Below are 23,267 nucleotides of genomic sequence, written 5' to 3'. Positions count from 1 at the left end.
GACCTGATCATGACAGGTTATGCGGATGCTGCTTAGCCGAATTTCGGGTCGAGGCTGCCCGACTTGTAGTGCTTGGCCATCTCCGCCAGCGGAATCGGCTTGATCTTCGGCGCGTTGCCGGCGGTGCCGAACTGCTCGAAGCGCTCCTTGCAGAGCTTCTTCATGGCAGCCATCGCCGGCGTCAGATATTTGCGCGGATCGAACTCCGACGGGTTCTCGGTCAGCACCTTGCGGATCGCGCCGGTCAGCGCCATGCGGTTGTCGGTGTCGATGTTGATCTTGCGCACGCCATGCTTGATGCCGCGCTGGATCTCCTCCACCGGCACGCCCCAGGTCGGCTTCATCTGGCCGCCATATTTGTTGATGATCTCCTGCAACTCTTCCGGCACCGACGACGAGCCATGCATGACCAGATGCATGTTGGGCAGGCGGCGATGGATCTCCTCGATCACATTCATCGCCAGCACCGCGCCGTCCGGCTTGCGCGAGAATTTATAGGCGCCGTGGCTGGTGCCCATGGCCACCGCCAGCGCATCGACATGCGTATCCCGCACGAACTGCTCGGCCTGCACCGGGTCGGTCAAGAGCTGGTCGTGGCTGATCGCGCCTTCGACGCCATGGCCGTCCTCCTGCTCGCCGCCGCCGCTCTCAAGGGAGCCAAGCACGCCGATCTCGCCCTCCACCGACACGCCGCCCCAATGAGCCATGTCGACGACGCGGCGGGTGATGCCGGAATTATAAGCGTAATCGGCCGGAGACTTGCCGTCCTCCTTAAGCGAGCCGTCCATCATCACCGAGGTGAAGCCATACTGGATCGCGGTGACGCAGGTCGCTTCGTTGTTGCCGTGGTCGAGATGCATGCAGACCGGGATATCGGGATGGATCTCGACCAGCGCGTCGATCAGCTTGGCCAGCACCACGTCATTGGCGTAGGCGCGCGCGCCGCGGCTGGCCTGCAGGATGACTGGCGACTTGGTCTCCTCGGCCGCCTCCATGATGGCGAGGCCTTGTTCCATGTTGTTCATGTTGAAGGCAGGCACGCCATAGCCATGTTCGGCGGCATGGTCGAGCAATTGTCTCAGTGTGATGCGAGCCAACGAATAGTCTCCCGTATCTGTTGAAAGCGCGATTTAGCAGGTTGGGCCGAAACCCGGCCCAACTGCTTCTGGCCGGATTTCCGACGGACCGCAACCCACTCAGGTCGCGGTCCTGAAATCCAAATCGGTTTAGTTCTGATGCGCTGCTCGCGAAGCGGTTCAGGCCGCGATTCTGGCACGCGCGGCGAGGATCTCGACGCAGGCCTTCGCCGCCTCCTTGCCCTTCACGGTGAAATGCTCGTGGAAGAAGCGGTAATGCTCGGCGCTGTCATGGTAGTTGTGCGGCGTCAGCACCGCCGACAGCACCGGCACGCCGGTCGCAAGCTGCACATTCATCATCCCGTCAATGACGGCGCTCGCCACGAAGTCATGCCGGTAGATGCCGCCATTGACAACGAAGGCGGCGCCGAGGATCGCGGCATAGCGGCCGGTCTCGGCAAGCGTCTTGGCGTGCAGCGGAATTTCATAGGCTCCGGGCACGTCGAAGACCTCGACGGCAAAGCCGCCGAGCGCTGCAAGCTCGGCCTCGAACGCCGCTGCGCATTGGTCGACGATATCGGCATGCCAGCGCGCCCGAATGACGGCGACGCGAAGGGTAGTTTGGTCTTTAGGGAAATGCTGATTCATGGGTCCTTCCTTCCGTTTCGAACCAGAATCAGGACGCACGACGCAAAAACACGGCCCGCGCGAGCGGACCGTCTCCTGCGGCCGTTCTCTTCCATCCGGACTGTAACCGTCGGCTCCGGAATCGCACCGGATCTGCTGACCCTTCCACTAGAGCGCCACGCGTCCTTTTGGACGCGTAAAGGACGCTCTAGCACTTAAGAATCCACGCATTAATGCGTGGACTGGAAGGCGCTCGCGGGCTTGGGTCGAGACCCTTACCGCCGGTGGGGACTTTCACCCCGCCCTGAGAACATTAACGCGGGTTTTATGGGAGAGGAGGGTGGCGCTGTCAATCGGCCACGACATTTCGGTCGTCATCCTAGGGCGGAGCAAGGAGCGAAGCGACGCGCGCAGACCCTAGGATCCATGCCGTGACGCTAAGGCGTTGCAACGGCTCCAGAATTCTGCACCGTTGCACTCCTTGGCGAACGTAACGGCATGGATTCTCGGGTCAAGCCCGAGAATAACGAAGTGCCGAGGGGAGATCAGCTAATCACCCCGCTCCGGAAACATCGCCTTCAGCCCCTCTCGCGAGGCCTTGGCCACGCCGCGCTCGGTGATTAGCCCCGTCACCAACCTTGCCGGCGTCACGTCGAATGCCGGGTTTGCCGCCGGCGTCGCATCGGGCGAGACGCGCACCTGCGCGACCTTGCCGTCAGCCGTCTTCCCCCAGACCAGCGAGACCTCGTCGCCGGAGCGTTCCTCGATGGGGATTTCCTTCAGCCCGTCGGCCACCGTCCAGTCGATGGTGGGCGAGGGGAGCGCGACGTAGAAGGGCACCTCATTGTCGGCCGCGGCCAGCGCCTTGAGATAGGTGCCGATCTTGTTGCAGACGTCGCCATTGGCGGTGGTGCGGTCGGTGCCGACGATCACCATGTCGATGTCGCCATGCTGCATCAGATGGCCGCCGGCATTGTCGACGATCAGCGTGTGCGGCACGCCGTGGCCGGCCATCTCCCAGGCGGTCAGCTGGGCGCCTTGGTTGCGCGGCCTGGTCTCGTCGACATAGACATGGACAGGAATGCCGGCCTCGGTCGCCAGATAGATCGGCGCGGTGGCCGTGCCGTAGTCGACCGTCGCCAGCCAGCCGGCATTGCAGTGGGTGAGGATGTTGACGGTCTCGCCCGGCTTCTTCTTCGCCGCGATCTCCTTGATGATGGCAAGCCCGTTCTCGCCAATGGCGCGGTTTAAGCCCACATCCTCGTCGGCGATCTCGGCGGCCCGCTTGTAGGCCGCTTCGGCACGCTCCCCTGGCGCGAGGTGCTTGAGGTGCCGGCGCATCTCGTCCAGCGCCCAGCGCAGGTTGATCGCCGTCGGCCGCGTCTTGTTGAGCGTTTCCCACACCGTATCGAGCGCTTCGTCCGACGGGTCGTCCATCATCTGGATGGCGACGCCGTAAGCCGCGGTGACGCCGATCAGCGGCGCGCCGCGCACCCACATGTCGCGGATGGCAGTGGCGATGCCGGCGACGGTTCCGATCGACTCGATGCGGAATTCATGCGGCAGCCAGCGCTGGTCGATGATCTCGACCGAGCGCTTGTCGTCGCTGAGCCAGATGGTGCGGTAGTGGCGTTCGCCGACGTTCAAATTCTGTTCTCCTGTTCGATCAGCGCGGCCAGATTGTTGACCTCGTCGATGCTGTGGATCCGGCGCCGGTTGACGGCAATGTGGCGGCCGAAGCGCAAAGCCTTGGCCTCACATGTGGCGCGCAGGTCTTGATCGGCAATGGTTTCGAAATCGGCATTGTGGGCCAGCCCAAGGATGCGCCGGTGCACCTCGATGCCGGCAAAGCCGAGCAGGTCGGTCCAGATGGAATGCAGCATGTGGTCGAGCGCCTGCTCGGCGCCCAGCCTGTCGCCCTGATCCTCGAACAGGCTTTTCTGGTAGAGCATGCCGGTGCGCTCGCTGCGCCACAGATGCGAGAACTCGGCGCGGAAGGTTGCCCAGGTCTCGGCGGTGACGCCGAGCAGATAGGCGCGCATCGAGTCCCTGCTGCCTTTTTCCTCGTGTCCGCGCTGCGAGAAGAAGGCGATCCAGAAATTGGCAAGCAGCATGCCGACATCGAAGGCGATCGGGCCGTAGAAGGCGAACTCCGGATCGATCATCCGGGTCTCTGTGTCCGTCACCATGATCGAGCCCGAATGCAGGTCGCCATGCAGCAGCGTTTCGGCATTGGCGGCGAAGAGATGCTTCAGCCGCTGCGCCTCGACCTTGAGGTCGCGGTCGGCGCGCAATTCGGCAACCAGGCCGTCGAGCTGCGGCGACGTATGCCGGTTCATCTTGGCATCGAAATAGGGATCGGAAAACACCAGATTCTCGGTGATGTCGCAGAGCTCGACATTGTCGGCGAACAGCGCCAGATCGGCCTTGCGCTCTTTCGTGGCCATCGACAGATCCGAGCCGCGGAACAGCGTGCGGGCCATGAACAGGCCGATGTCACGCGCGATGTTCGGCAGTTCGCGGCCGTCGATCAGAGCGCGCCTGAGGATGACGTGCGGCGGCGCCAGATATTCCATCACGATCAGCGCCTGGGTCTCGTCAAAATGGTAGATCGCCGGCACCGAGCCGGGCGCCCGGCGCTCCTGCCTGGTCAGCGCATGATATTCGAAGAACGAGCGCTTCAAGGGCAACGGCCAGCTGTCGCCGACCAGCCGCACATAGGGCAGCGCCTGCTTCACCACCGCCGCACCTTGGTCGCCCTCGACGATGAAGACGAGGTTCAGATTGCCGTCACCGACCTCGCGTACTTTCCAGTGGCTGGCGTCCTTGCCGATGCGCTCGGTCAGCGCCGCGGTCTCGCCAAGGCGCTTCGGCAGCGTCTCCACCGACAATGCTTCGAACTTCCCGGTCATTCTCTCCCCTCCTGCTCGTGGTGTCCGACGATAGCGGAGCCACGGCGGCGGGGCCAAGCTAGGAAGCGCTCTGGCAAATGTCAATCGTGTTGACAATTGACGAATGAACCCATAGCGTCAGGAACCAGGGAGGAAGGAATGGGCGCAGATGCCGTGTTCCATGTGGAGGGCTTGAGGAAATCCTTCGGCCAGAACGAGGTGCTTGGCGGCATCTCGCTCGAACTGCATGCGGGCGAGGTCACCGTGCTGATGGGCGCCAACGGCGCCGGCAAGTCGACCCTGGTCAAGATCATCAGCGGCGTCTATGCGCGCGGTGCCGGCACGATGCGGCTGGCCGGCAACGCATTCGACCCGCAAACCCCCGCCGAAGCCATTCGCGCCGGCGTCGTCACCGTGCACCAGAACATCAATGACGGCGTGGTCGCCGACCTCGATGTCGCCACCAACCTGACGCTCGACCGGCTGAGCGGCAAAGGCGCGTCGATGCTGTTCAAGCCCGCCAATGTCCGTGCCGAAGCCAAGGCCGTCGCCGACCGCATGGGGCTGGCAATCGACCTCAAGGCGCGCGTCAGCGATCTGTCTCTGGCCGACCGGCAGATGGTGGCCATTTCGCGGGCCATGGCGCACCAGCCCAAGGTGCTGATCCTCGACGAGCCGACCTCCTCGCTGTCGAGCGCCGAGGCCGACCGGTTGTTTTCGCTGATCGACCGGCTGCGCGGTCATGGCGTTGCCATCCTCTATATCTCGCACCGCATGTCCGATATCAGGCGGCTCGCCGACCGCATCATGTCGATGCGCGACGGTGTCGTCTCCGGCGTCTTCGATCAAAAACCGCTTGATTACGAGGGCGCCGTCAACGCCATGCTCGGCCGCAAGATCCGTCTCGACAGGGTCGTTGCCAGAAGTTCCGTCAGCGCGGTCTTCACTGCAGAAGGCCTGCGGATCGCGCATGGCGCAAAACCGATCTCGATGACGCTCGGCGCCGGCGAGGTGGTGGCGATCACCGGCCTCGTCGGCGTCGGCAAGACGGCCTTGGCCGAAACGCTGTTTGGCGTGCGCAGAGCGCTTGCCGGCGCCATGCATATGGACGGCAAGCCCTACGCGCCGGGCTCGGCGCGCGAGGCGATCGCCGCCGGTGTCTTCCTGGTCGCCAAGGATCGCGCCGAGAGCGGCATTGTCGGCGGCTTCAACATCGAGCGCAATATCAGCCTGCCGTTCCTCAGGCGCATGTCCAGCCTTGGCGTCATTAAGAAGCGCGCCGAGCGCGTCGCCGCCCGCCGCCAGATCGACGAGCTCGGCATCGTCTGCCGTTCCGAGAAGGACGAGCTTTCGTCGCTCTCTGGCGGCAACCAGCAGAAGGTGATGGTGGCGCGCTGGATGTCGCAGGCCTCGCGCCTCTTCATCCTCGACGAGCCGTTCCAGGGCGTCGACATTTCGGCCCGGCGCGATATCGCCGCGAAGCTTCGGGCCAGCGCCGACGGCCGCGCGACGCTGATCTTCGTCACCGAGATCGACGAGGCGCTGGAAACCGCCGACCGCATCCTGGTGATGTCGGAACACACGATCGTCGGCGAGCACAGGAACGCCGATATCGACCTCGACCGGCTGCTGGCGGAAGTGGCCGGCGGACCGCTGCATGATGTTGCGTGAGATCGTGCGGATGACGAGACTTGGAGTGCAGGCATGAGTTCTAGTTTGGCAGAGAGGACAACAGCGCGGGAGCGTTCGATGACATTGCGCGACTATGCCATCCGCTACGGCTTCATCGTCCTGCTGGTCGGGTTGATCGCCTATTTCGCGATCGCTGCCGACGGTTTCGTTTCGCCGCAGAGCGCGGTCTTTATCTTCCAGTCGGTGGCCATTACCGGCGTGCTGGCGCTCGGCGTCACCGCGACGTTGGTCGTCGGCGGTTTCGACCTGTCGATCGGCTCGGTCGCCACAAGCGCCATGATGGCGGCGTCCTATGCCATGGTCGTGCTGGAGCAGAACGCCATCGTCGCGGTGATCTCCTGCCTGGTCATCGGCGTCATCGTCGGCCTGATCAATGGCTGGCTGATCGTCTATATGCGCGTGCCCGACCTGCTCGCGACGCTTGGCATGATGTTCCTCCTGCTCGGCCTGCAGCGCATCCCGACCGAAGGACGCTCGATCGCCACCGGCATGACCATGCCCGATGGCTCGGTCGCCAACGGCAAGTTCTCCGAAGCCTTCCTGGCGCTCGGCCGCCACCGCATCGACTTCTTCATCCCGAACCTGATCCCGGTCTCTGTGGTGGTGCTGGTGGTGCTCGCGCTGCTGATCTGGTTCTTCCTCGAATACACCCGTTTCGGCCGCATGATGTATGCCGTCGGCAGCAATGAAACGGCGGCCGAGCTCGCCGGCGCGCCTGTCAAGGCATACAAAATCTGGGCCTATGTCATTTCGGGAGTTTTTGCCTCGATCGGCGGGATTTTGCTCGCCGCGCGGCTTGGACGCGGCGACATCGCCTCGGGTAATAATCTGTTGCTCGACGCAGTCGCCGCGGCGCTCATCGGCTACGCGGTGCTCGGCGCCGCCAAGCCCAACGCCTTCGGCACCGCCGTCGGCGCGGTGTTCGTCGGCGTCCTGCTGCAAGGCCTGACGATGATGAACGCTCCTTACTACACGCAGGATTTCGTCAAGGGCGCGGTGCTCGTCGTCGCCCTTGTCTTCACCTTCGCCCTTTCCGGCAGGGGCAAGAGATAGTTGCGACCGGGACATTGATGAGAACACAAACGGAGGAAAAAGTGAGCATCACAAGGAGACTTTTGGGGAAGGCGGCACTCGGCCTCGCCGGCGCGGCGCTGCTGATGCAGGGCACGGCGTTGGCGGCGGACCGCCCGGCGCCGTTCGACAAGCCCGGCGTCAAGATCGCGCTGGTGCGTTATCTCTCGACCGGTGACTTCTTCCAGGCCTATCTCTCGGGCGTCGAGGCGCAGGCCAAGGCGCTCGGTGTCGACCTGCGCGTGCTGGACAGCCGCCAGGACGCCGCGCTCCAGGCCGACATGGTCGACCAGGCGATCGCGCTCGGCGTCCAGGGCATCATCATCCAGCACGGCCTGACGGAATCGATGAAGGACGCCGCCCAGCGCGCGGTCGACGCCGGCATCAAGGTCGTCGCCTTCGACGTCAATGTCGAGAACCCGAAGATCCCGCAGATCGAGCAGTCGGACAAGGATCTCGCCAAGCTGGCGCTCGAACAGGCGGTCAAGGACAATGGCGAGAGCTGGAAGGCCGGCTATGTCTATGTCGCCGGCATCGCCCCGCTCGACCGCCGCAACGAGACCTGGGTGGATGTGAAGAAGAAATATTCGGGCATCAGCGAGGTCGCCCAGTTCGGCACGCTCGACAACCCGATCGCCAACTCCGTCGCCAACCAGGCGCGCTCGGTGCTGCAGGCGCATCCCGACATCAAGGTGATGTTCGCGCCCTATGACGAGTTCGCCAAGGGCGTGAAGATCGCCGTCGACGAGGCGGGCCTGAACAAGGGCATCAAGATCTACTCGGCCGACATCTCGACCTCGGACATCGCCGCCATGCGCGAGCCCGACAGCGCCTGGGCCGCCACCGCCGCCACCAACCCGGCCGTCGTCGGCCAGGTCTCGGTGCGCGCGTTGGCGCAGCTGCTCGCCGGCGAGGATCCCGGCCACAACGTCATCGTGCCGCCGACGCTGATCACCCAGAAGGAGCTGATCGACAAGGACATCAAGAACATGGAAGACCTGTCGGCCAAGCTGCCGCAATTCGCCCATGCCGATGTCGCGATGCCGGCCTGGATGCCGAACCCCAACGCCAAGTAAGAGTAAGGCAGTCACGAAATGAAGAGAGCGGTCCAGCGGGCCGCTCTCTGTCTTTGTGAGGGCTGCTGTTGCGGCCTCACCGCTGCCAGAAGGGCAGTTTGGCGATCTCGGCCTCGACCTCTTTTTTCGTCAGCCCGATATCGTCGATCAGATGCGGATTGTCCCTCGCCATCCGCTTGAGCTCAGCGCGAAAATAGGCCTGCTTGCGGTGCTCCGCGATGAGGCTGCGCAGAGCCGCGAGGCCATAGCGTCGCCGGCCCGTGTGCATTGCTGGTGCCGCCGCCAGACATGTTGAAGGCGCAAAGCTGTCGTTCATGGCAACCTCCATCGAAATGAGGGTTCCGAAAGCCCTCGACCTGATTGAGATTGCACTGTGCCGCAGGCGGCGAGCGGCGTAATTAAGCTCTCCCAAATAGTTCTCAAAACTTCCAAATCGGGTAGACGGGTTCGCCGTTTCACGGAAACGGCGAACCCGTCTATCCCTTTGTTTTTACGCAATTCCGGGCGGAAGGTTACGGCGAAGGCGCCGAACTTAACCGCTCACACTTTTCCTGGAATTGCTCTATAGATCGCCGCATGCAGGGATCGCGCTTTGCTTTCGGACCGTTCGTGCTTGATCCGGGCGCGGGAACGCTGCTTCGGGGCGATGTTCCCGTTGCCGCCGGCTATCGCGGGCTGAAGCTGCTGGAAGCGCTCGTCGCGCGTCCTGGCGAAATCCTGGCCAAGGCCGAGCTGATGGACGCGGCCTGGCCGGGCACGGCGGTAGAGGAAGGCAATCTCACCGTCCAGATCGCGCAATTGCGCAAGCTGCTCGGTCCGGCGGCCGGTGGTGGCGAGTGGATCGCCACGGTGCCGCGTGTCGGCTATCGCTTCACCGGTACCGTCGAACAGGCCGACGCCACGCGCAAGCCCTTGCCGCTGCCCGACAAACCGTCGATCGCCGTGCTGCCCTTCATCAATCTGAGCAACGATCCCGAGCAGGAGTCTTTCGCCGACGGCCTGACCGAAGACCTGATCACCGATCTTTCACGGATTCCGGGCCTCTTCGTCATCGCGCGCAATTCGGTGTTTGCCTACAAGGGCAAAGCGATGGACGTGCGCGCCATCGCCGGCGAACTCGGCGTGCGCTATCTGCTGGAGGGCAGCGCCAGGCGCGCCGCGGGGCGTGTGCGCATCAACGCCCAGCTGATTGACGCGCTGAGCGGCAAGCATCTGTGGGCCGAGCGGTTCGATCGCGCCCTGGAAGACATCTTCGCCGTTCAGGATGAGGCTACCGCCAAGATCGTCGAGGCGCTGCTCGGGCGGCTGCGCGCGCCGCCGGAGCGCAATCGGCCGAAGAACCTCGAGGCCTATGATCTCGTCGTGCGGGCACGCAAAATGTTCGACGAGTCGCCGCAGATGGCGCGCGAGGCGCATCTGATGCTGACGCGCGCGATTGCGCTCGATCCGGACTATGCCGAGGCTTATCGCTGGCTTGCCATGAACCACTGGATGGGATGGGTGCATTGGGGCGAGCCGTTCGAGCCTGCCCGAAGCACATCTCTTGAGCTGGCGCGCAAGGCGGTGGCGATCGACTCCAACGACGCTGGCTGCCGCTGGGTGCTGGCGAACCTGCTTGCCTATGAGCGCGATTTCGAACAGGCCGAGATTGAGTTCGCCAAGGCGATCGAGCTCGATCCGAACGAGGCGGATATCTGGGCGACATTGTCCGACATCGAGGTGCTGGCCGGCCAGGTGGACTTGAGTCTCGAGCACATCCGCAAGGCGTTCCGGCTGAATCCCTTTCCGCCGAGTTGGTATTATCTGACGCTCGGCCAGGCACAGTATGCGGCTCGCGACTATGAAGCCGCCGTCGAGACGCTGCGCCGCGACGAGACCTACCGCACCAGCTCGCGCCGCTTCCTGGCGGCAAGCCTCGCGCAGCTCGGCCGCCTCGACGAGGCGCGCACCGAGGTCGCGCTGTTCCTCGTCGGCAATCCGCATTTCTCGACGCAGCGCTGGGTCGACACGGAGCCGTTCCGTGACGACGCGACGCTTGAGCATTTCGTCGAGGGTTTCCGCAAGGCCGGCCTGCCGGAGTGAGGCCGACGTAACCTCAGCGGCCGGCGCGCGCCAGCCCATGCGCCACCAGCCGGTCGATGACCTCCGGATAGCTGACGCCGCTCGCCGCCATCGCCTTGGCGTACATGCTGATGTTGGTGAAGCCCGGAATGGTGTTGAGCTCGTTGATCAGGAAAGTCATGTCCGGCATCAGGAAGAAGTCGACGCGGGCCATGCCGTCGCAGCCGAGCGCCCGGAACGCCTTTGCGGCCATGTCGCGCATGGCTTCTTCGACCTGCGGCGGCAATTCCGCCGGCACTATGAGCGCAGCGCCGTTCTCGTCGATATATTTGGCGTTGTAGTTGTAGAAGCCGTGGCTCTCAGCGGGCACGATCTCGCCTGGACGCGAGACGAAGAGCTCGCCGGCGGGACTCTCCAGCACGCTGAATTCGATCTCGCGGCCACGAACGAATTCCTCCGCCAGCAGCTTGCTGTCGTGCTGGAACGCCTCCGCGAGGGCCCGGTCAAATTCCTGGCTGGCATTGACCTTGGCGACGCCGACTGACGAACCCTGCCGCGCCGGTTTGATGAAGATCGGCAGCCCGAGCCGGTCTTCCAGTTCGGCAAGCGTAGGCGCCGCACCCTCGTCGATGGTCACCGAACGTGCGACGGGCACGCCCGCCGCCTTCAGCAGCCGCTTGGCGATGTCCTTGTCGAGCGCCGTGGCCGACCCCAATATGCCGCAGCCGGCGAGCGGCACGCGCGCCACTTCGGCCAGTCCCTGCGCCGCGCCGTCCTCGCCATGCAGGCCGTGCAGCACCGGAAACAGGATATCGATGGCGGGCAGGTCGTGGGGCGCGCCGCTGGCGGGTATCGCCAGCATCCGTCCATGCCCGCCCGGCGCCAGGCAGACCTGCGTGCCAACCGACGGCGTCGCCAGCGCGCCGTTCTCGAAGCTGCTCAGCAGCCATTGCCCTTCGCGCGTGACGAAGATCGGAACGGCATCGTATTTCGCCGGGTCCAGCGCTGCCATGACGTTGGCCGCCGAAAGCAGCGACACGTCATGCTCGGCGGAGCGTCCGCCGAACAGCACACCGATACGAAGTCTTTTTGCGGGCATCGACAACTCCACCAATGATCAAGGGTTGGAGCTCGCATGCGAAACACCAGGCATCCCCTTCAACCGTAGTAAGCGGACGATTGGAGTGGGACTTTGACCGGTTGCAGCAGTTTTTCAGCAGAAGCGCGAAGGGCCTTGCGCCGGAACAGCATCAAAACAAGGACATGGGTGGTTCGTCGCTCGCCAGCGCTTGCTGGAATACCGCCGGTCCCGACCTTACTCGTTGAAGAGGTCCGAATGCGAGCCGGTTCGTGCAAGCTGCAGCTCTCCATTCGCCACGCGATAGATCAAAAGCCAATCCGGTTCGATGTGAGCGTCACGATAGCCCTTCCAGTCGCCTTTCAGCGGATGGTCTTTGTAGATCGGCGGCAGTTCATGCTCGCCGATCAGGTGAACTAAAATCTGACGCAACTTGCCAAGATCCTTGCCACGCTTCTCCATACGCTTCACATCCCGGCGGAATTGCCCGGAGCGAACGGGGATCAACATGTCAGATTTCCAGATCGTTGAATAGCTCGTCGGCCGAAGCGAACCGCTTGCCCTTGCCCTTCTCCAATTCGGCCATGGCCTTTCGCGTGGTTGTGTTCGGGACTTTCACCGGAAAGGGAAATTCTTTGTCCGCGGCGACACGGACCAACAGCAGGCGAATGGCGTCGGAAACCGACAACCCCATGGCCGCCAAGGCTTCCGTAGCCTGATCCTTCGTTGCGGTATCGATGCGAGCGCGGACTACCGTATCTGATGCCATGTGCGACTCCTCTGGAGCACAATGTAGCTACAGAGGAGCATTCCTGCAAGCAGGTACCCTGTGCTTTACAGGACAAGCATCACCGCAGCGCCGCCGCGATGTTGCCGCCGTCGACGGTGGTCACATCGGCGGTGGTACGCTCGGCCAGCGCCTGGTGCAGGAAGGCCTGCGCCACGTCGTCGGCTGTCACTTCCTGCCCGAGCAGATTGCCGGACATATATTCCTTCTCGGACACGCCACGCGCGCCGGACCGGCTGGCGATCATGGCGTCGGTCAGGAGGCCGGAGCGGATGCGGTCGGCGTTGACCGCGTTGGAGCGGATGCCATAGGCGCCGTAATCCAACGCATATTGCCTGGACAGGAACAATGTCGCCGCCTTCGGAATGCCGTAGGCGCCGAATTTCGGGCCGGGATTGATCGCCTGCTTCGAGGTGTTGAAGAGCAACACGCCGCCAGTACCCTGTTCCAGCATGATGCGCACCGCGTTCTGCGCCGCCGACTGGTGGGCGAAGAAGTTGAGCTCGAAGCTCTTGCGCAGAGTGGCGTCGTCGAGCTCCCCGATACGGCCTTCCCAGGCGGCTCCCGCGTTCGAGACCAATATATCGACGCCGCCATAGACCGCGATCGCCTTGTCGAAGGCAGCGCGCATCTCGGCCGGCTTGGTGATGTCGGCACCGACGCCGATCGAGTTGTTGCCGGCCGCCTTCGCCGCGTTCGCGGCCTTGGCTGCGTCGACATCGACGATCACCGCATGGGCGCCGTTGGCGGCGAACAGCTTTGCCGTCGCGACGCCGATGGCGCCGGCGCCGCCGGTGATCAGCACCACCTGGCCGGTCAGCGGCTTCGGCTTGTTGGAGGCAAGCTTGGCCTGCTCCAGCGACCAGTATTCGAGCGGGAAGAGGTCTGCCTTGGAGAGCGGATGAAAATTGCCGATAGCTTCGGCGCCGCGCACCGCCTCGATCCACATCTCGCCGACATCGGAGGCGATCTTGGCATCCTTCAGCGTGCGGCCATGGCCGAACATGCCGAGACCCGGCACCAGCGTCAGGCGCGGCATCGGGTCGAGCATGGTGCGGTTGACCTCGTCCAGCGCGTCATTGGTCTCGAAATAGGCGGTGTAATCCTTGACGAAGGCCTCGACATGGCTGCGCACCACGGCCTTGTAGTCGCCGAGCTTGTCGGCGTCGGGCGCTGGCACCGCCATCGGCCCGGTCTTGATGCGGATCGACAGATCGGGCGTCGACACGCCGCGGGCGGCATAGTCGGCGATCTTCGCCGAGTTGATGAAATCGACGATTGCGTCCGAGGTGCGGAAGTCGCTGATCATGCGGTCGAAACGGCCTTCGCCGCGCGCCACGGCAACCGCGCCGCGCAATGTCGGCGCGATGTCGCTCGGCTTGGCGAGCTTTGCGGGCAGCGCCGCCTTGGCCGCCCGCGGCTTGCCTTTCCTGGCGACATACTCCTCGGCGACATTCACATAATGGATCATGCGGTCATAGGCCTGCCTGGCATCGTCGCCGAAGGTGAAGATGCCGTGCTTGTCGAGGATCAGGCCTTCGACACTCGGGTCGGCATCGAAGACTTCCGCGGCCACCTTGGCGAGGTCGAAGCCCGGCTTGATGTAGGGCACGTAACCTAGTCTGTCGCCGAACACGGTCTTGATCAGCGGTTTGCTGTCCTCCTGGTCGACAATGGCCAGGATCGCGGTCGAATGCGTGTGGTCGACGAATTTGTGCGGCAGGAAGGCGTGCAGCAGCGTTTCGACCGACGGGTTGGGGGAGGACGGATTGATCAGATTGGAGCGCTGCAGCGCCACCATGTCCTCGTCAGAAAGCTTGTCCAGCGCGCGCGCCTTGAGCAGCGCGCCCATCTTCACCGCCGGCAGGCCTTGCGGCTCGATGACGGCCATGTCCCAGCCGCTGCCCTTGACGCAGAGCACATCCCATTCGTCGCCGAGGAGATCCGTGGCCTTGGTCTTGCAGGACGTGTTGCCGCCGCCATGCAGCACCAGCCGCGGCTCTCCGCCGAGCAGGCGGGTCGTGTAGACGCGCAGCGCAAGGTCGCCGCCGACGCCCTTCCTGGCGTAGTCTGCAACCATCTTCTCCGCGTCAGCGTCGTTCCAAAGGTTCTTCATGTCGTTGCGTCCGATACTCGTCTTTTTGCTCATGAACAGAAAGCCGCGACGCCTTTATGACAGAAGCGGCGAGGGTGGTTTCTAAGAGGCCTTCTTGGTTGCCGCCTCGGCGTATTGGAGCAGGCGCTCGGCCATATGCGCGCCGATCACCAGATGCGTGCAGAGCCCGCCGGCGATGGCCGCAAGCAGCGGCTCGAACTTCGTATCTTCCTGCACCACCATCAGCCGCTTCTCGATGGCGCGCAGCGAGGCGAGCGCGGCGGAGATGACGCGCCGGTTGTAGCTGCAGTCGAGCACCTCGCCCCTGGCGTCGATGATCTGCCCGGCGATGACGCCGGCCGCACCCTGGCTGCGCAGCGCCTCCATCTCGGCCGGCGACAGCGCGCCACATTTCACCAGATGGCTGTCGGCGTCGACCGCGCCGACGGAATAGAGCGCCAGATCGCAGTCGGCGATGCCGGCGAGCTGCTCGCGGATCACCGGCTCGGCGCGCAGGCTCTTCGCCAGCTCTTCCGTCGACAGCACCAGCGGCGCATAGAAGTTCAGGCCCTTGGCGTTGAGCCGTCGCGCGATCTCCATCGTGCACTGGTCGGGCCGATAGGAATAGGGCGCGCCGAGATTGCCGCAGAGCTGCACCACGGTGACGTCCTGCAGGTCGGCGAAGGACATGATGTCGGCTATGGTGTAAACGGTGCGGCCCCAGGCGACGCCGATCCGGTCGCCCTTCTTCACCAGCTCGAGAAAGACGCTGGCCGCGAGCACCGCGATGTCGGTTGAGGGATCGGCGAGATAGGCATTTTCCGGCGCGATCCAGACGGCGTCGAGCTCGAAGGCGTCTTCAACCTTGCGTGCCATAACATCGTCGGTGAAGAGCTGCGTCGAGGTCGAGATGTTGACGATGCCGGTCTCGCGCGCCTTGCGCAGATACATGGCGACCGAGGCCCGCGAAATGTTGAGCTGGCTCGCCACTTCGTCCTGGCGAAGGCCATGCGCATAGTAAAGCCAGGCGGCCTTGTGGATGAGCTGTTCTGCCGGTCTGATCGCCATGCCGCCTCCCTGGCTGACATTAGTCACGGCTCTCGACAAAAGTCAAACCTGAGTGAGCGGAGGCGTTTACCTGTCGGCAGGGCTCAGCGTGGATCGCCGTTCTGTCAAGCGACCGGATCATAGCATTTTCAGCTATTCGGAGGGATAGCGTGACAGCGGGCCTGAGGTTAGAAGGTTCGAAAAGAACTTGGGGAGAACGGGATGGCCAATCCCTACGAACAGGATCTCGACAGGAACGCCGCCAATTACCAGCCGCTGACGCCGCTCACTTACCTTGAACGCACTGCCAAGACCTATCCCGACCATGTCGCTATCATCCATGGCAGCCAGCGCATCACCTATCGCGAGTTCTGGCGCCGCTCGCTGAAGCTTGCATCGGCGCTTGCGCGGCACGGCATCGGCAAGGGCGACACGGTGACGGTGATGCTCTCCAACACGCCGCCGATGCTGGAAGCGCATTTCGGCGTGCCGATGGTGAAGGCGGTGTTGCATTCCCTGAATACCCGCCTCGACGCCGCCATCCTCGCCTTTCAGCTCGATCATGCCGACTCGAAGGTGCTGATCGTCGACCGCGAATTCTCGGGCGTGGTCAAGGAGGCCTTGGTGTTGGCCAAGGCCAAGCCGTTGATCATCGACTATGATGATCCCGATTATGCCGCCGACGCTCCCTACCCGAAGGGCGAGCGGATCGGCGTGCTCGATTATGAGGACTTCGTCGCCGCGGGCGACGAGGCGTTCGCATGGTCGATGCCGGACGACGAATGGGAAGCCATCTCGCTCAACTACACGTCCGGCACCACCGGCAACCCGAAGGGCGTCGTCTACCATCATCGTGGTGCCGCCCTGATGGCCTACACCAACACCATCCATGCCGGCATGGCCAGGCACGCGGTCTATCTGTGGACGCTGCCGATGTTCCATTGCAACGGCTGGTGCTTTCCCTGGACGCTTGCCGTCCAGGCCGGCACCCATGTCTGCCTGCGCTGGGTGCGGGCGAAGCCGATATATGACGCGATCGCCGATCACGGCGTCACCCATCTGTGCGGCGCGCCGATCGTCATGTCGGTGCTGATCAACGCGAAGGACGAGGACAAGCGCCAGTTCCCGCAGACCGTCACCTTCAACACCGCCGCCGCGCCGCCGCCGGAAGCTGTGCTTGCCGGTATGGCCGACGCCGGCTTTGCCGTCACCCATCTCTACGGCCTGACCGAGACCTACGGTCCGGCCGTCGTCAACGAATGGCACAATGAGTGGGACGCGCTGGAGAAGGGGCCGAGGACGGCGAAGAAAGCGCGCCAGGGCGTGCGCTATGCCGCGCTGGAAGGGCTGACGATCATGGACCCCGAGACGATGGCGGAGACGCCGGCCGACGGCGAGACCATTGGCGAGGTCATGTTCCGCGGCAATATCGTCATGAAGGGCTATCTGAAGAACCGGAAGGCGACCGACGAGGCCTTCGCCGGCGGCTGGTTCCATTCCGGCGACCTCGGCGTCATGCACCCCGACGGCTATATCCAGCTCAAGGACCGCTCCAAGGACATCATCATCTCGGGCGGTGAGAACATCTCCTCCATCGAGGTCGAGGACGCGCTCTACAAGCATCCGTCGGTCGCCTCCTGCGGTGTGGTGGCCCGCGCGGATGAGAAATGGGGCGAGGTGCCGGTCGCCTATGTCGAGCTGAAGCCCGGCAAGACCGCGACCGAAGCCGAGATCATCGAGCATTGCCGGGGGCTGCTGGCCCGCTTCAAGGTGCCGAAGGCGGTGGTGTTCGCGGAAATCCCGAAGACGTCCACGGGGAAGATCCAGAAGTTCCGGCTAAGGGAAATGGCGAAGGGGGCGTAGTACGCTCCTCCCGCCATGACCGCGACGTCGACAGCTTGCGCTAGCAACCGCGACTTCGTCATCCACGGGCGGAGCAAGGAGCGAAGCGACGTCGCGGAAACCCTAGGATCTATGCCGTGACCATGCGGCCGCGCTCCGGCGGTTGAGAGTAGCCGTCAGCGACGATATCGTCGTAACCTTGATCCGCCTTCGTTCTTCGGCCTACGTCACGGAATGGATCCTCGGGTCTGCGCGCGTCGCTTCGCTCCTTGCTCCGCCCGTGGATGACGACGCCGCCGGGGCAAATGGCTAATCGTAAACCCCGGCCCTCGCAACTGTCACCATCTGTCACCAGTTATACGCGTACGTCGATTTTGCGTTGACTCCTCGCTGCTTTCGTTTTACGACTGACGAAAATTGAAATTCGTCACTCGTCAAACCGAAAGCGCCATGTCCGAAGCCGCCAACATCGTGGCAGACCCCACCAGACAGGAGAATGTGACCCGCATTCTCGACTGCGCCGAGCGGCTGTTCCGTCACTATGGCTACGGCAAGACCAACGTCGCCGACATCGCCCGCGAGCTCGGCATGTCGCCGGCCAACATCTATCGTTTCTTTGCCTCCAAGGTCGAAATCCACCAGGCCGTCTGCGGCCGCATGCTCGGCGCCAGCTACAAGATGGCCTATGAGATTATGCACCTGCCGATCAGCGCCGAGGAACGGCTGCGGCGCTACATCCATGCCCAGTACAAGATGACGCTGGAGGTCATGCTCGACCAGGAGAAGGTGCATGAGATGGTCATCGTCGCGCTGGAACGCGACTGGGGCGTCATCGACAAGCATGTCAACAGCATCCACGACCTCTTCGCCGAAGTGATCCGCGAGGGCATCGAGGCCGGCGAGTTCAGGGAACAGGATCCCGAGACGGCCTCGCGCTGCTTCGGCGCCGCGACCATCATTCTATGCCATCCGCAGATGGTGGCGCAGTGCCTTGCAAAGACCAACCGGGCGATGCCCGACGAACTTATCGACTACGCCATCAGAGCCTTGAAATAGAAGCCGCCCGCCGGGTGCGGTCGACGATCATCTCCAGTTCGGGAGTGCTAAGGTGTCTTTGTCCAATTCCATCCTCCGCAAGCTGCCGGCCGCCGGCCTCCCAACCGCCGCCGTTATCGCAGCAGTGCTTGGCCTTGCCGGCTGCAGCCAGGAGAAGGCCGAGGTCGTCCAGGAGGTCGTCCGGCCGGTCAAGGTGGTCGAGATCGGCGAGGCGCAGACCACCCGTCAGCTTGACTATTCCGGTTCGGTGCGCGCCCGCACCGAGATGAATCTCGGCTTCCGCATCGCCGGCAAGGTCACCGAGCGCCTGGTCGACATCGGTCAGCACGTGGATGAGGGCGACGTCCTCGCCCGCATCGATCCGGCCGATTACGAATTGTCGGTGAAGAGCGCCGCGGCCAGCCTCGACGCGGCCGAGCGCCAGGTCGAGACCGTCGACCTTGCCAGGAAGCGCGCCGAGCAACTCTATGCCAAGAATTTCGCGCCGAAGTCGCAGCTCGACCAGGTGCGGCTGACCTACGACCAGGCCGTGGCGAACCGCGACGCCGCTCGTTCGACGCTGGCCCAGGCGCAGAACCAGGTTCAATACGCCGATCTGAAAGCCAGCAAGAACGGCATCGTCACCGCCATCTCCGCCGATGTCGGCCAGGTGGTCGCCGCCGGCACGCCGGTGATGACCGTCGCGGTTGACGGCGAGAAGGAAGTTTCGATCGCGGTGCCGGAGATGGATATCGCGGGCTTCAAGCCCGGCAAGGAGGTCAAGGCGAGCTTCTGGTCTGACGAAGGGCTCACCCTTGACGGCAAGGTCCGCGAGGTCGCCGGCAGCGCCGATCCGCAGTCGCGCACCTTCGCCGTCCGGGTGTCGCTGCCCAACGATCCGCGCGTGCTACTCGGCATGACCGCCAATGTCCAGGCGATCGTCGGCAGCAAGGCTGAGCTCGTCTCGATCCCGCTCACCGCGATGACCGAAAAGGACGGCAAGCAGATCGTCTGGACAGTGGACCGCGCCTCCGACACCGTGCATCCGCGCCCGATCAAGGTCGCCAACTTCACCGCCGACGGCGTCACCGTGGCCGACGGCCTGAAACAGGGCGATGTCGTGGTCGCGGCAGGCACCCAGTTCATGACCGAAAACCTGAAGGTCAAGCTTTCCGGCGACGCCCAGCAATCCGCCTCGGCGGCAGAGGATGTCGCAACCACCGGCAGCCTGCACTAGCCAGGCGTAACAGACGCCTTTCCCGCTCTCGCTGCTTCGAGCCACGAGCCGGGGAAGGGCATGGGTTCCGGGCGGCGAACACCCGATCGCGGGATGCCGGCATGTTGGCTCCCCCCGCGGCAGTGCCGCGTCCAGCGCGATTTGCGAGTCTCTCTCCGCTTGAGGGTCTCGCCGCCCGGAAACCCGACCGAGAATTCACGGGCAATGCCAGCTATGCATTGCCGGCCAATTGGACTGGACTTGCGCCATGACCACCACGACCGACAGCAGCACTGAAAAGCGCCCCTTCAATCTCTCGCGCTGGGCGATCGGACATCCGAGCATCGCGCGCTTCCTGTTCGGGTTGATCATCCTGGCCGGCGCGATGGGCCTGATGCGCATGGGCCAGAAGGAAGACCCGGACTTCACCTTCCGCATCATGGTGGTGCAGGCGATCTGGCCCGGCGCCTCGATCCAGGACATGGAGGACCAGGTCGTCAACAAGATCGAGCGCAAGCTGCAGGAAACGCCGCATCTCGATTTCGTGCGCTCCTACACGCGTGCCGGCAGCACCATCATCATGCTGCAGGTGAAAGGCGACACCAATGCCGAGGAGGTGAAGGACGCCTTCTATCAGGTGCGCAAGAAGGTCGGCGACATTTCCAATGAGTTGCCGCAAGGCCTGCTCGGTCCGTATTTCAACGACGAGTTCGGCGACACCTTCATCACCTTGCATTCGATCAGCGGCGACGGCTTCACCTATCCGGAGCTGAAGAAGTTCGCCATCCAGGCGCGCGATATGCTGTTGACGACGCCCGGCGTCGAGAAGGCCGTCATCATCGGCGACCAGCCGGAGAAGATCTATATCGACGTCTCGTCCAAGGCGCTGGCCGAGCGCGGCCTGACCATCGTCGACTTGCAGAACGCCGTGAAGGGGCAGAACGCTGTCGATCCGGCGGGCTCGGTCGACACCGGCCTGCGCTCGGTGCGCATCTCGGTCGAGGGCGACGTCACCAAGGCCGCGGATATCCGCGAGCTCAGGCTGCGCTCCGGCAATCAGGTGACGCGTCTCGGCGATATCGCCACCGTCTCGTCCGGTCTCGAAGACCCTTATGAGCGCAAATACCGTTTCAACGGCCATGAGAGCGTCCAGGTCGGCGTCGTCATGGCCAAGGGTTTCAACGTCAGGGACGTCGGCAAGGATGTCGAGGCGACCTACCAGCGCTTCGAGGCCGGGCTGCCCTACGGCGTTTCGGTCGACCAGATCTCGGATCAGCCGGAGGTGGTCAAGGACGCGGTGAGCGAATTCATGGAAGCGCTCGGCGAAGCGCTGCTCATCGTGCTCGCCGTGTCGCTGCTGTCGATCGGCTGGCGCTCGGGCCTGGTGATCGCCATCGCCATCCCGCTGGTTCTGGCCGCCACCTTCGCCATCATGTACGAGATCGGCATCGACCTGCAGCGCATCTCGCTCGGCGCTTTGATCATCGCGCTCGGTCTCCTGGTTGACGACGCCATGATCGTCGTCGAGATGATGGAACGAAAGCTCGAGGAAGGGCTGGTCAAGATCGAGGCGGCGAGCTTCGCCTATACATCGACCGCCTTCCCGATGCTCACTGGAACGCTGATCACCACGGCGGGCTTCATCCCGGTCGGCTTCGCGGCATCCACTGCCGGCGAATATGTGCGCACGCTGTTCTATGTCGTCGGCATCGCGCTGATCGTGTCGTGGTTCGTCGCGGTCTATTTCACGCCGTGGCTGGGCTACATGATCCTCAAGCAGCGCAAGCATGCCGGCACCCACCACGATGTCTTCGACACTGGCTTCTACCGCCGCCTGCGCGCGACGGTCGCCTGGGCCGTGCGCCACCGCATCATCGTTCTGGTGATGACCCTGGTCACCTTCGCCACCAGCCTGTGGGCCTTCCAGTTCATCCCGCAGAATTTCTTCCCGCAATCCTCGCGTCCGGAAATCCTCGTCGATCTCTGGCTGCCGGAAGGCACCTCGATCAAGGAGGTCGAGAACCAGGCCAAGGCGCTGGAAGCGAAAATGATGGACGATCCCGACAAGCGCTTCATCGCCACCTATATCGGCGAAGGTGCCCCGCGCTTCTTCCTGCCCCTCGACCAGCAGCTCAGGAATCCCAACTTCGCCCAGCTCCTGGTGATGGCCAAGGACGAGCCGGCGCGCGAGCGGCTGATCGTCAAGATGCGCGGCATCCTCGCCAAGGACTTCCCCTCGATCCGCGGCAAGGTCGACCGCCTGTTCCTTGGACCGCCGACGGGCTGGCCCGTGCAGATGCGCATCATGGGTCCGGACCGCAAGGAGGTGCGCCGCATCGCCGACGAGGTGAAGGCGAAGTTCCAGGCCAACCCGCTGCTCGGCGCCATCCATGACGATTGGCTGGAAACGGTGCCGGCAATGAAGCTGGTGATCGACCAGGATCGTGCTCGCGCCCTTGGCGTAACCTCGCAGCGCATCCGCCAGGTGCTGCAGGCCACCATGTCCGGCGCGGCGCTCGACGACTTCCGCGACGGCGAGGAGACGGTGTCGATCGTCGCCCGCGAGCCGGAGGCGACCCGCCATCTCCTGTCTTCGGTCGACTCCGTCTACATCCCAACCGACTTCGGCGGCTCGGTGCCGCTCTCGCAGGTGGCCAAGGTCGTGCCGGTCATGGAGCAGGGCGTCGAATGGCGACGCGACCGCCTGCCGACGATCAGCGTGCGCGCCACGTTGCCGGACGGCGTGCAGTCGAACGACGTCGTCACCAAGATGTACAACGACATGAAGGACCTGCGCGCCGGCCTAGCGCCCGGCTACAAGATCGAGATCCAGGGCGGCGCCGAGGATTCGGCCGAGAGCCAGGCTTCGATCGCCGCCAAGGCGCCGATCATGCTGGCCATCATCGTCGTGCTGCTGATGGTCCAGCTGCAGCATTTCGGCAAGTCGATGCTGGTGCTCGCCACAGGTCCGCTCGGCATCATCGGCGCCGCCGCGGCGCTGCTGATCAGCGGCGCGCCCTTCGGCTTCGTCGCCATCCTCGGCGTCATCGCGCTGCTCGGCATCATCATGCGCAACTCGATCATCCTGGTCGACCAGATCGATCAGGACATCGCGGCAGGCATGGACCAATCGGAAGCGATCGTGGGTGCGGCGGTGCGCCGCTTCCGGCCGATCATGCTGACGGCGCTGACCGCCGTGCTGGCGCTGATCCCGATCTCGCGCGCCGTCTTCTGGGGACCGCTCGCCTACGCCATGATGGGCGGCATCCTGGTCGCGACCGTGCTCACCATTCTGGTGCTGCCGGCCGGCTACGCGCTGTTCTTCGGCCGTGCGCCGAAGAAGGCCAAGACCGACGAGCAGGCGCCGGAGCCGGAGAAGATCGAAGGCATCGAACGGCCGCAGCTGGCACTGGCCGCGGAATAAAGCATGATCCCTAAAAGTGCATAGCGGTTTTTGCTGCGCTGACCTTCGGTTCAAAAGAGATCATGCTCCAACGATAAGGTGGCAACCTTGGATCATCCGCCATCGGCGAAAGCCGGTGGCGGATGATCCGCATAAAGGCCAGCCGGGCGAAAATGCTCCGCGGCAGGGCTTCGGCAAAACAGAATTCCTTTTCAGCGGCGCGATGCAGGCCGATCCTGCGCTAATATCGGAGCGGCAACGCTCGTCATC

18 protein-coding genes and 1 riboswitch are annotated in these 23,267 nt (G+C 63.8%); of the genes, 8 read left to right on the top strand and 10 right to left on the bottom strand.

Translation table 11 applies throughout. From position 1 onward, the window contains the following. Nucleotides 1-32: 32 nt before the first annotated feature. The 4 genes from fba to mtnK form a co-directional block, all read right to left on the bottom strand. Nucleotides 33-1,097 (bottom strand): class II fructose-bisphosphate aldolase, encoded by a 1,065-nt coding sequence (gene fba, locus EJ072_RS04205; RefSeq protein WP_126078694.1) that lies wholly within the window; start codon nt 1,095-1,097, stop codon nt 33-35. Nucleotides 1,098-1,256: 159 nt separating this feature from the next. Next, entirely contained in the window at nt 1,257-1,724 is a 468-nt protein-coding gene (locus EJ072_RS04200) for a 6,7-dimethyl-8-ribityllumazine synthase (protein ID WP_126078693.1), read from the bottom strand. A 79-nt stretch (nt 1,725-1,803) separates the two neighbouring features. Continuing rightward, nucleotides 1,804-2,019: riboswitch (FMN riboswitch) on the bottom strand. Between the two features lie 233 nt (nt 2,020-2,252). Continuing rightward, entirely contained in the window at nt 2,253-3,350 is a 1,098-nt protein-coding gene (gene mtnA / locus EJ072_RS04195; RefSeq protein ID WP_126078692.1) for an S-methyl-5-thioribose-1-phosphate isomerase, read from the bottom strand. Continuing rightward, nucleotides 3,347-4,615 carry an S-methyl-5-thioribose kinase gene (gene mtnK, locus EJ072_RS04190; protein WP_126078691.1) on the bottom strand — a complete coding sequence of 423 codons (1,269 nt, stop codon included), beginning with the start codon at nt 4,613-4,615 and terminating at the stop codon, nt 3,347-3,349. The genes mtnA and mtnK overlap by 4 nt, the downstream gene beginning before the upstream one ends. A gap of 138 nt (nt 4,616-4,753) precedes the next feature. On the opposite strand from mtnK, the gene EJ072_RS04185 reads away from it, so the two are divergent. From EJ072_RS04185 to EJ072_RS04175, 3 genes are all read left to right on the top strand, one after another. Further along, nucleotides 4,754-6,265, top strand: coding sequence for a sugar ABC transporter ATP-binding protein (locus EJ072_RS04185; RefSeq protein ID WP_126078690.1), 1,512 nt, complete (start codon nt 4,754-4,756; stop codon nt 6,263-6,265). Nucleotides 6,266-6,343: 78 nt separating this feature from the next. After that, on the top strand, nt 6,344-7,339 hold the full coding sequence (locus tag EJ072_RS04180) for an ABC transporter permease (protein ID WP_126078689.1): 996 nt from the start codon (nt 6,344-6,346) through the stop codon (nt 7,337-7,339). A 41-nt stretch (nt 7,340-7,380) separates the two neighbouring features. After that, a complete protein-coding gene (locus EJ072_RS04175; protein WP_042638932.1) occupies nt 7,381-8,433 on the top strand; it encodes a substrate-binding domain-containing protein in 1,053 nt (350 codons plus the stop codon). Between the two features lie 76 nt (nt 8,434-8,509). Here EJ072_RS04175 and EJ072_RS04170 read toward each other — a convergent pair whose 3' ends face one another. Then, nucleotides 8,510-8,701: a DUF1127 domain-containing protein gene (locus EJ072_RS04170; RefSeq protein ID WP_126083496.1), complete on the bottom strand. Its 192-nt coding sequence runs from the start codon at nt 8,699-8,701 to the stop codon at nt 8,510-8,512. A gap of 308 nt (nt 8,702-9,009) precedes the next feature. On the opposite strand from EJ072_RS04170, the gene EJ072_RS04165 reads away from it, so the two are divergent. Then, complete coding sequence (locus EJ072_RS04165) at nt 9,010-10,515, top strand: winged helix-turn-helix domain-containing tetratricopeptide repeat protein (RefSeq protein WP_126078688.1); 1,506 nt, start codon at nt 9,010-9,012, stop codon at nt 10,513-10,515. 13 nt (nt 10,516-10,528) lie between these two features. On the opposite strand, the gene EJ072_RS04160 is transcribed toward EJ072_RS04165, so the two are convergent. The 5 genes from EJ072_RS04160 to EJ072_RS04140 form a co-directional block, all read right to left on the bottom strand. Continuing rightward, entirely contained in the window at nt 10,529-11,593 is a 1,065-nt protein-coding gene (locus tag EJ072_RS04160; RefSeq protein ID WP_126078687.1) for a D-alanine--D-alanine ligase family protein, read from the bottom strand. 216 nt (nt 11,594-11,809) lie between these two features. Further along, nucleotides 11,810-12,082, bottom strand: a complete 273-nt coding sequence (locus EJ072_RS04155; protein WP_126078686.1) for a type II toxin-antitoxin system YafQ family toxin — start codon at nt 12,080-12,082, stop codon at nt 11,810-11,812. A 1-nt stretch (nt 12,083) separates the two neighbouring features. Continuing rightward, nucleotides 12,084-12,341 (bottom strand): type II toxin-antitoxin system RelB/DinJ family antitoxin, encoded by a 258-nt coding sequence (locus EJ072_RS04150; protein ID WP_126078685.1) that lies wholly within the window; start codon nt 12,339-12,341, stop codon nt 12,084-12,086. A gap of 79 nt (nt 12,342-12,420) precedes the next feature. Beyond that, on the bottom strand, nt 12,421-14,475 hold the full coding sequence (locus EJ072_RS04145) for a bifunctional aldolase/short-chain dehydrogenase (protein ID WP_126083495.1): 2,055 nt from the start codon (nt 14,473-14,475) through the stop codon (nt 12,421-12,423). A gap of 81 nt (nt 14,476-14,556) precedes the next feature. Next, entirely contained in the window at nt 14,557-15,522 is a 966-nt protein-coding gene (locus EJ072_RS04140) for a sugar-binding transcriptional regulator (protein ID WP_126078684.1), read from the bottom strand. Nucleotides 15,523-15,723: 201 nt separating this feature from the next. Between EJ072_RS04140 and EJ072_RS04135 the strand changes: the two genes are divergently transcribed. The 4 genes from EJ072_RS04135 (at nt 15,724) to EJ072_RS04120 (ending at nt 23,018) form a co-directional block, all read left to right on the top strand. Continuing rightward, nucleotides 15,724-17,364 carry an acyl-CoA synthetase gene (locus tag EJ072_RS04135; protein WP_126078683.1) on the top strand — a complete coding sequence of 547 codons (1,641 nt, stop codon included), beginning with the start codon at nt 15,724-15,726 and terminating at the stop codon, nt 17,362-17,364. 429 nt (nt 17,365-17,793) lie between these two features. After that, nucleotides 17,794-18,399 carry a TetR family transcriptional regulator gene (locus EJ072_RS04130; protein WP_126078682.1) on the top strand — a complete coding sequence of 202 codons (606 nt, stop codon included), beginning with the start codon at nt 17,794-17,796 and terminating at the stop codon, nt 18,397-18,399. A gap of 52 nt (nt 18,400-18,451) precedes the next feature. After that, nucleotides 18,452-19,615 (top strand): efflux RND transporter periplasmic adaptor subunit, encoded by a 1,164-nt coding sequence (locus tag EJ072_RS04125; protein WP_126078681.1) that lies wholly within the window; start codon nt 18,452-18,454, stop codon nt 19,613-19,615. A gap of 247 nt (nt 19,616-19,862) precedes the next feature. Continuing rightward, nucleotides 19,863-23,018 carry an efflux RND transporter permease subunit gene (locus EJ072_RS04120; protein WP_126078680.1) on the top strand — a complete coding sequence of 1,052 codons (3,156 nt, stop codon included), beginning with the start codon at nt 19,863-19,865 and terminating at the stop codon, nt 23,016-23,018. Nucleotides 23,019-23,267: the final 249 nt, after the last annotated feature.

This window comes from Mesorhizobium sp. M2A.F.Ca.ET.046.03.2.1 (genome assembly GCF_003952425.1).
In the GTDB taxonomy this organism is placed as follows: domain Bacteria; phylum Pseudomonadota; class Alphaproteobacteria; order Rhizobiales; family Rhizobiaceae; genus Mesorhizobium.
This window is presented reverse-complemented; position numbering and strand designations above follow the sequence as displayed.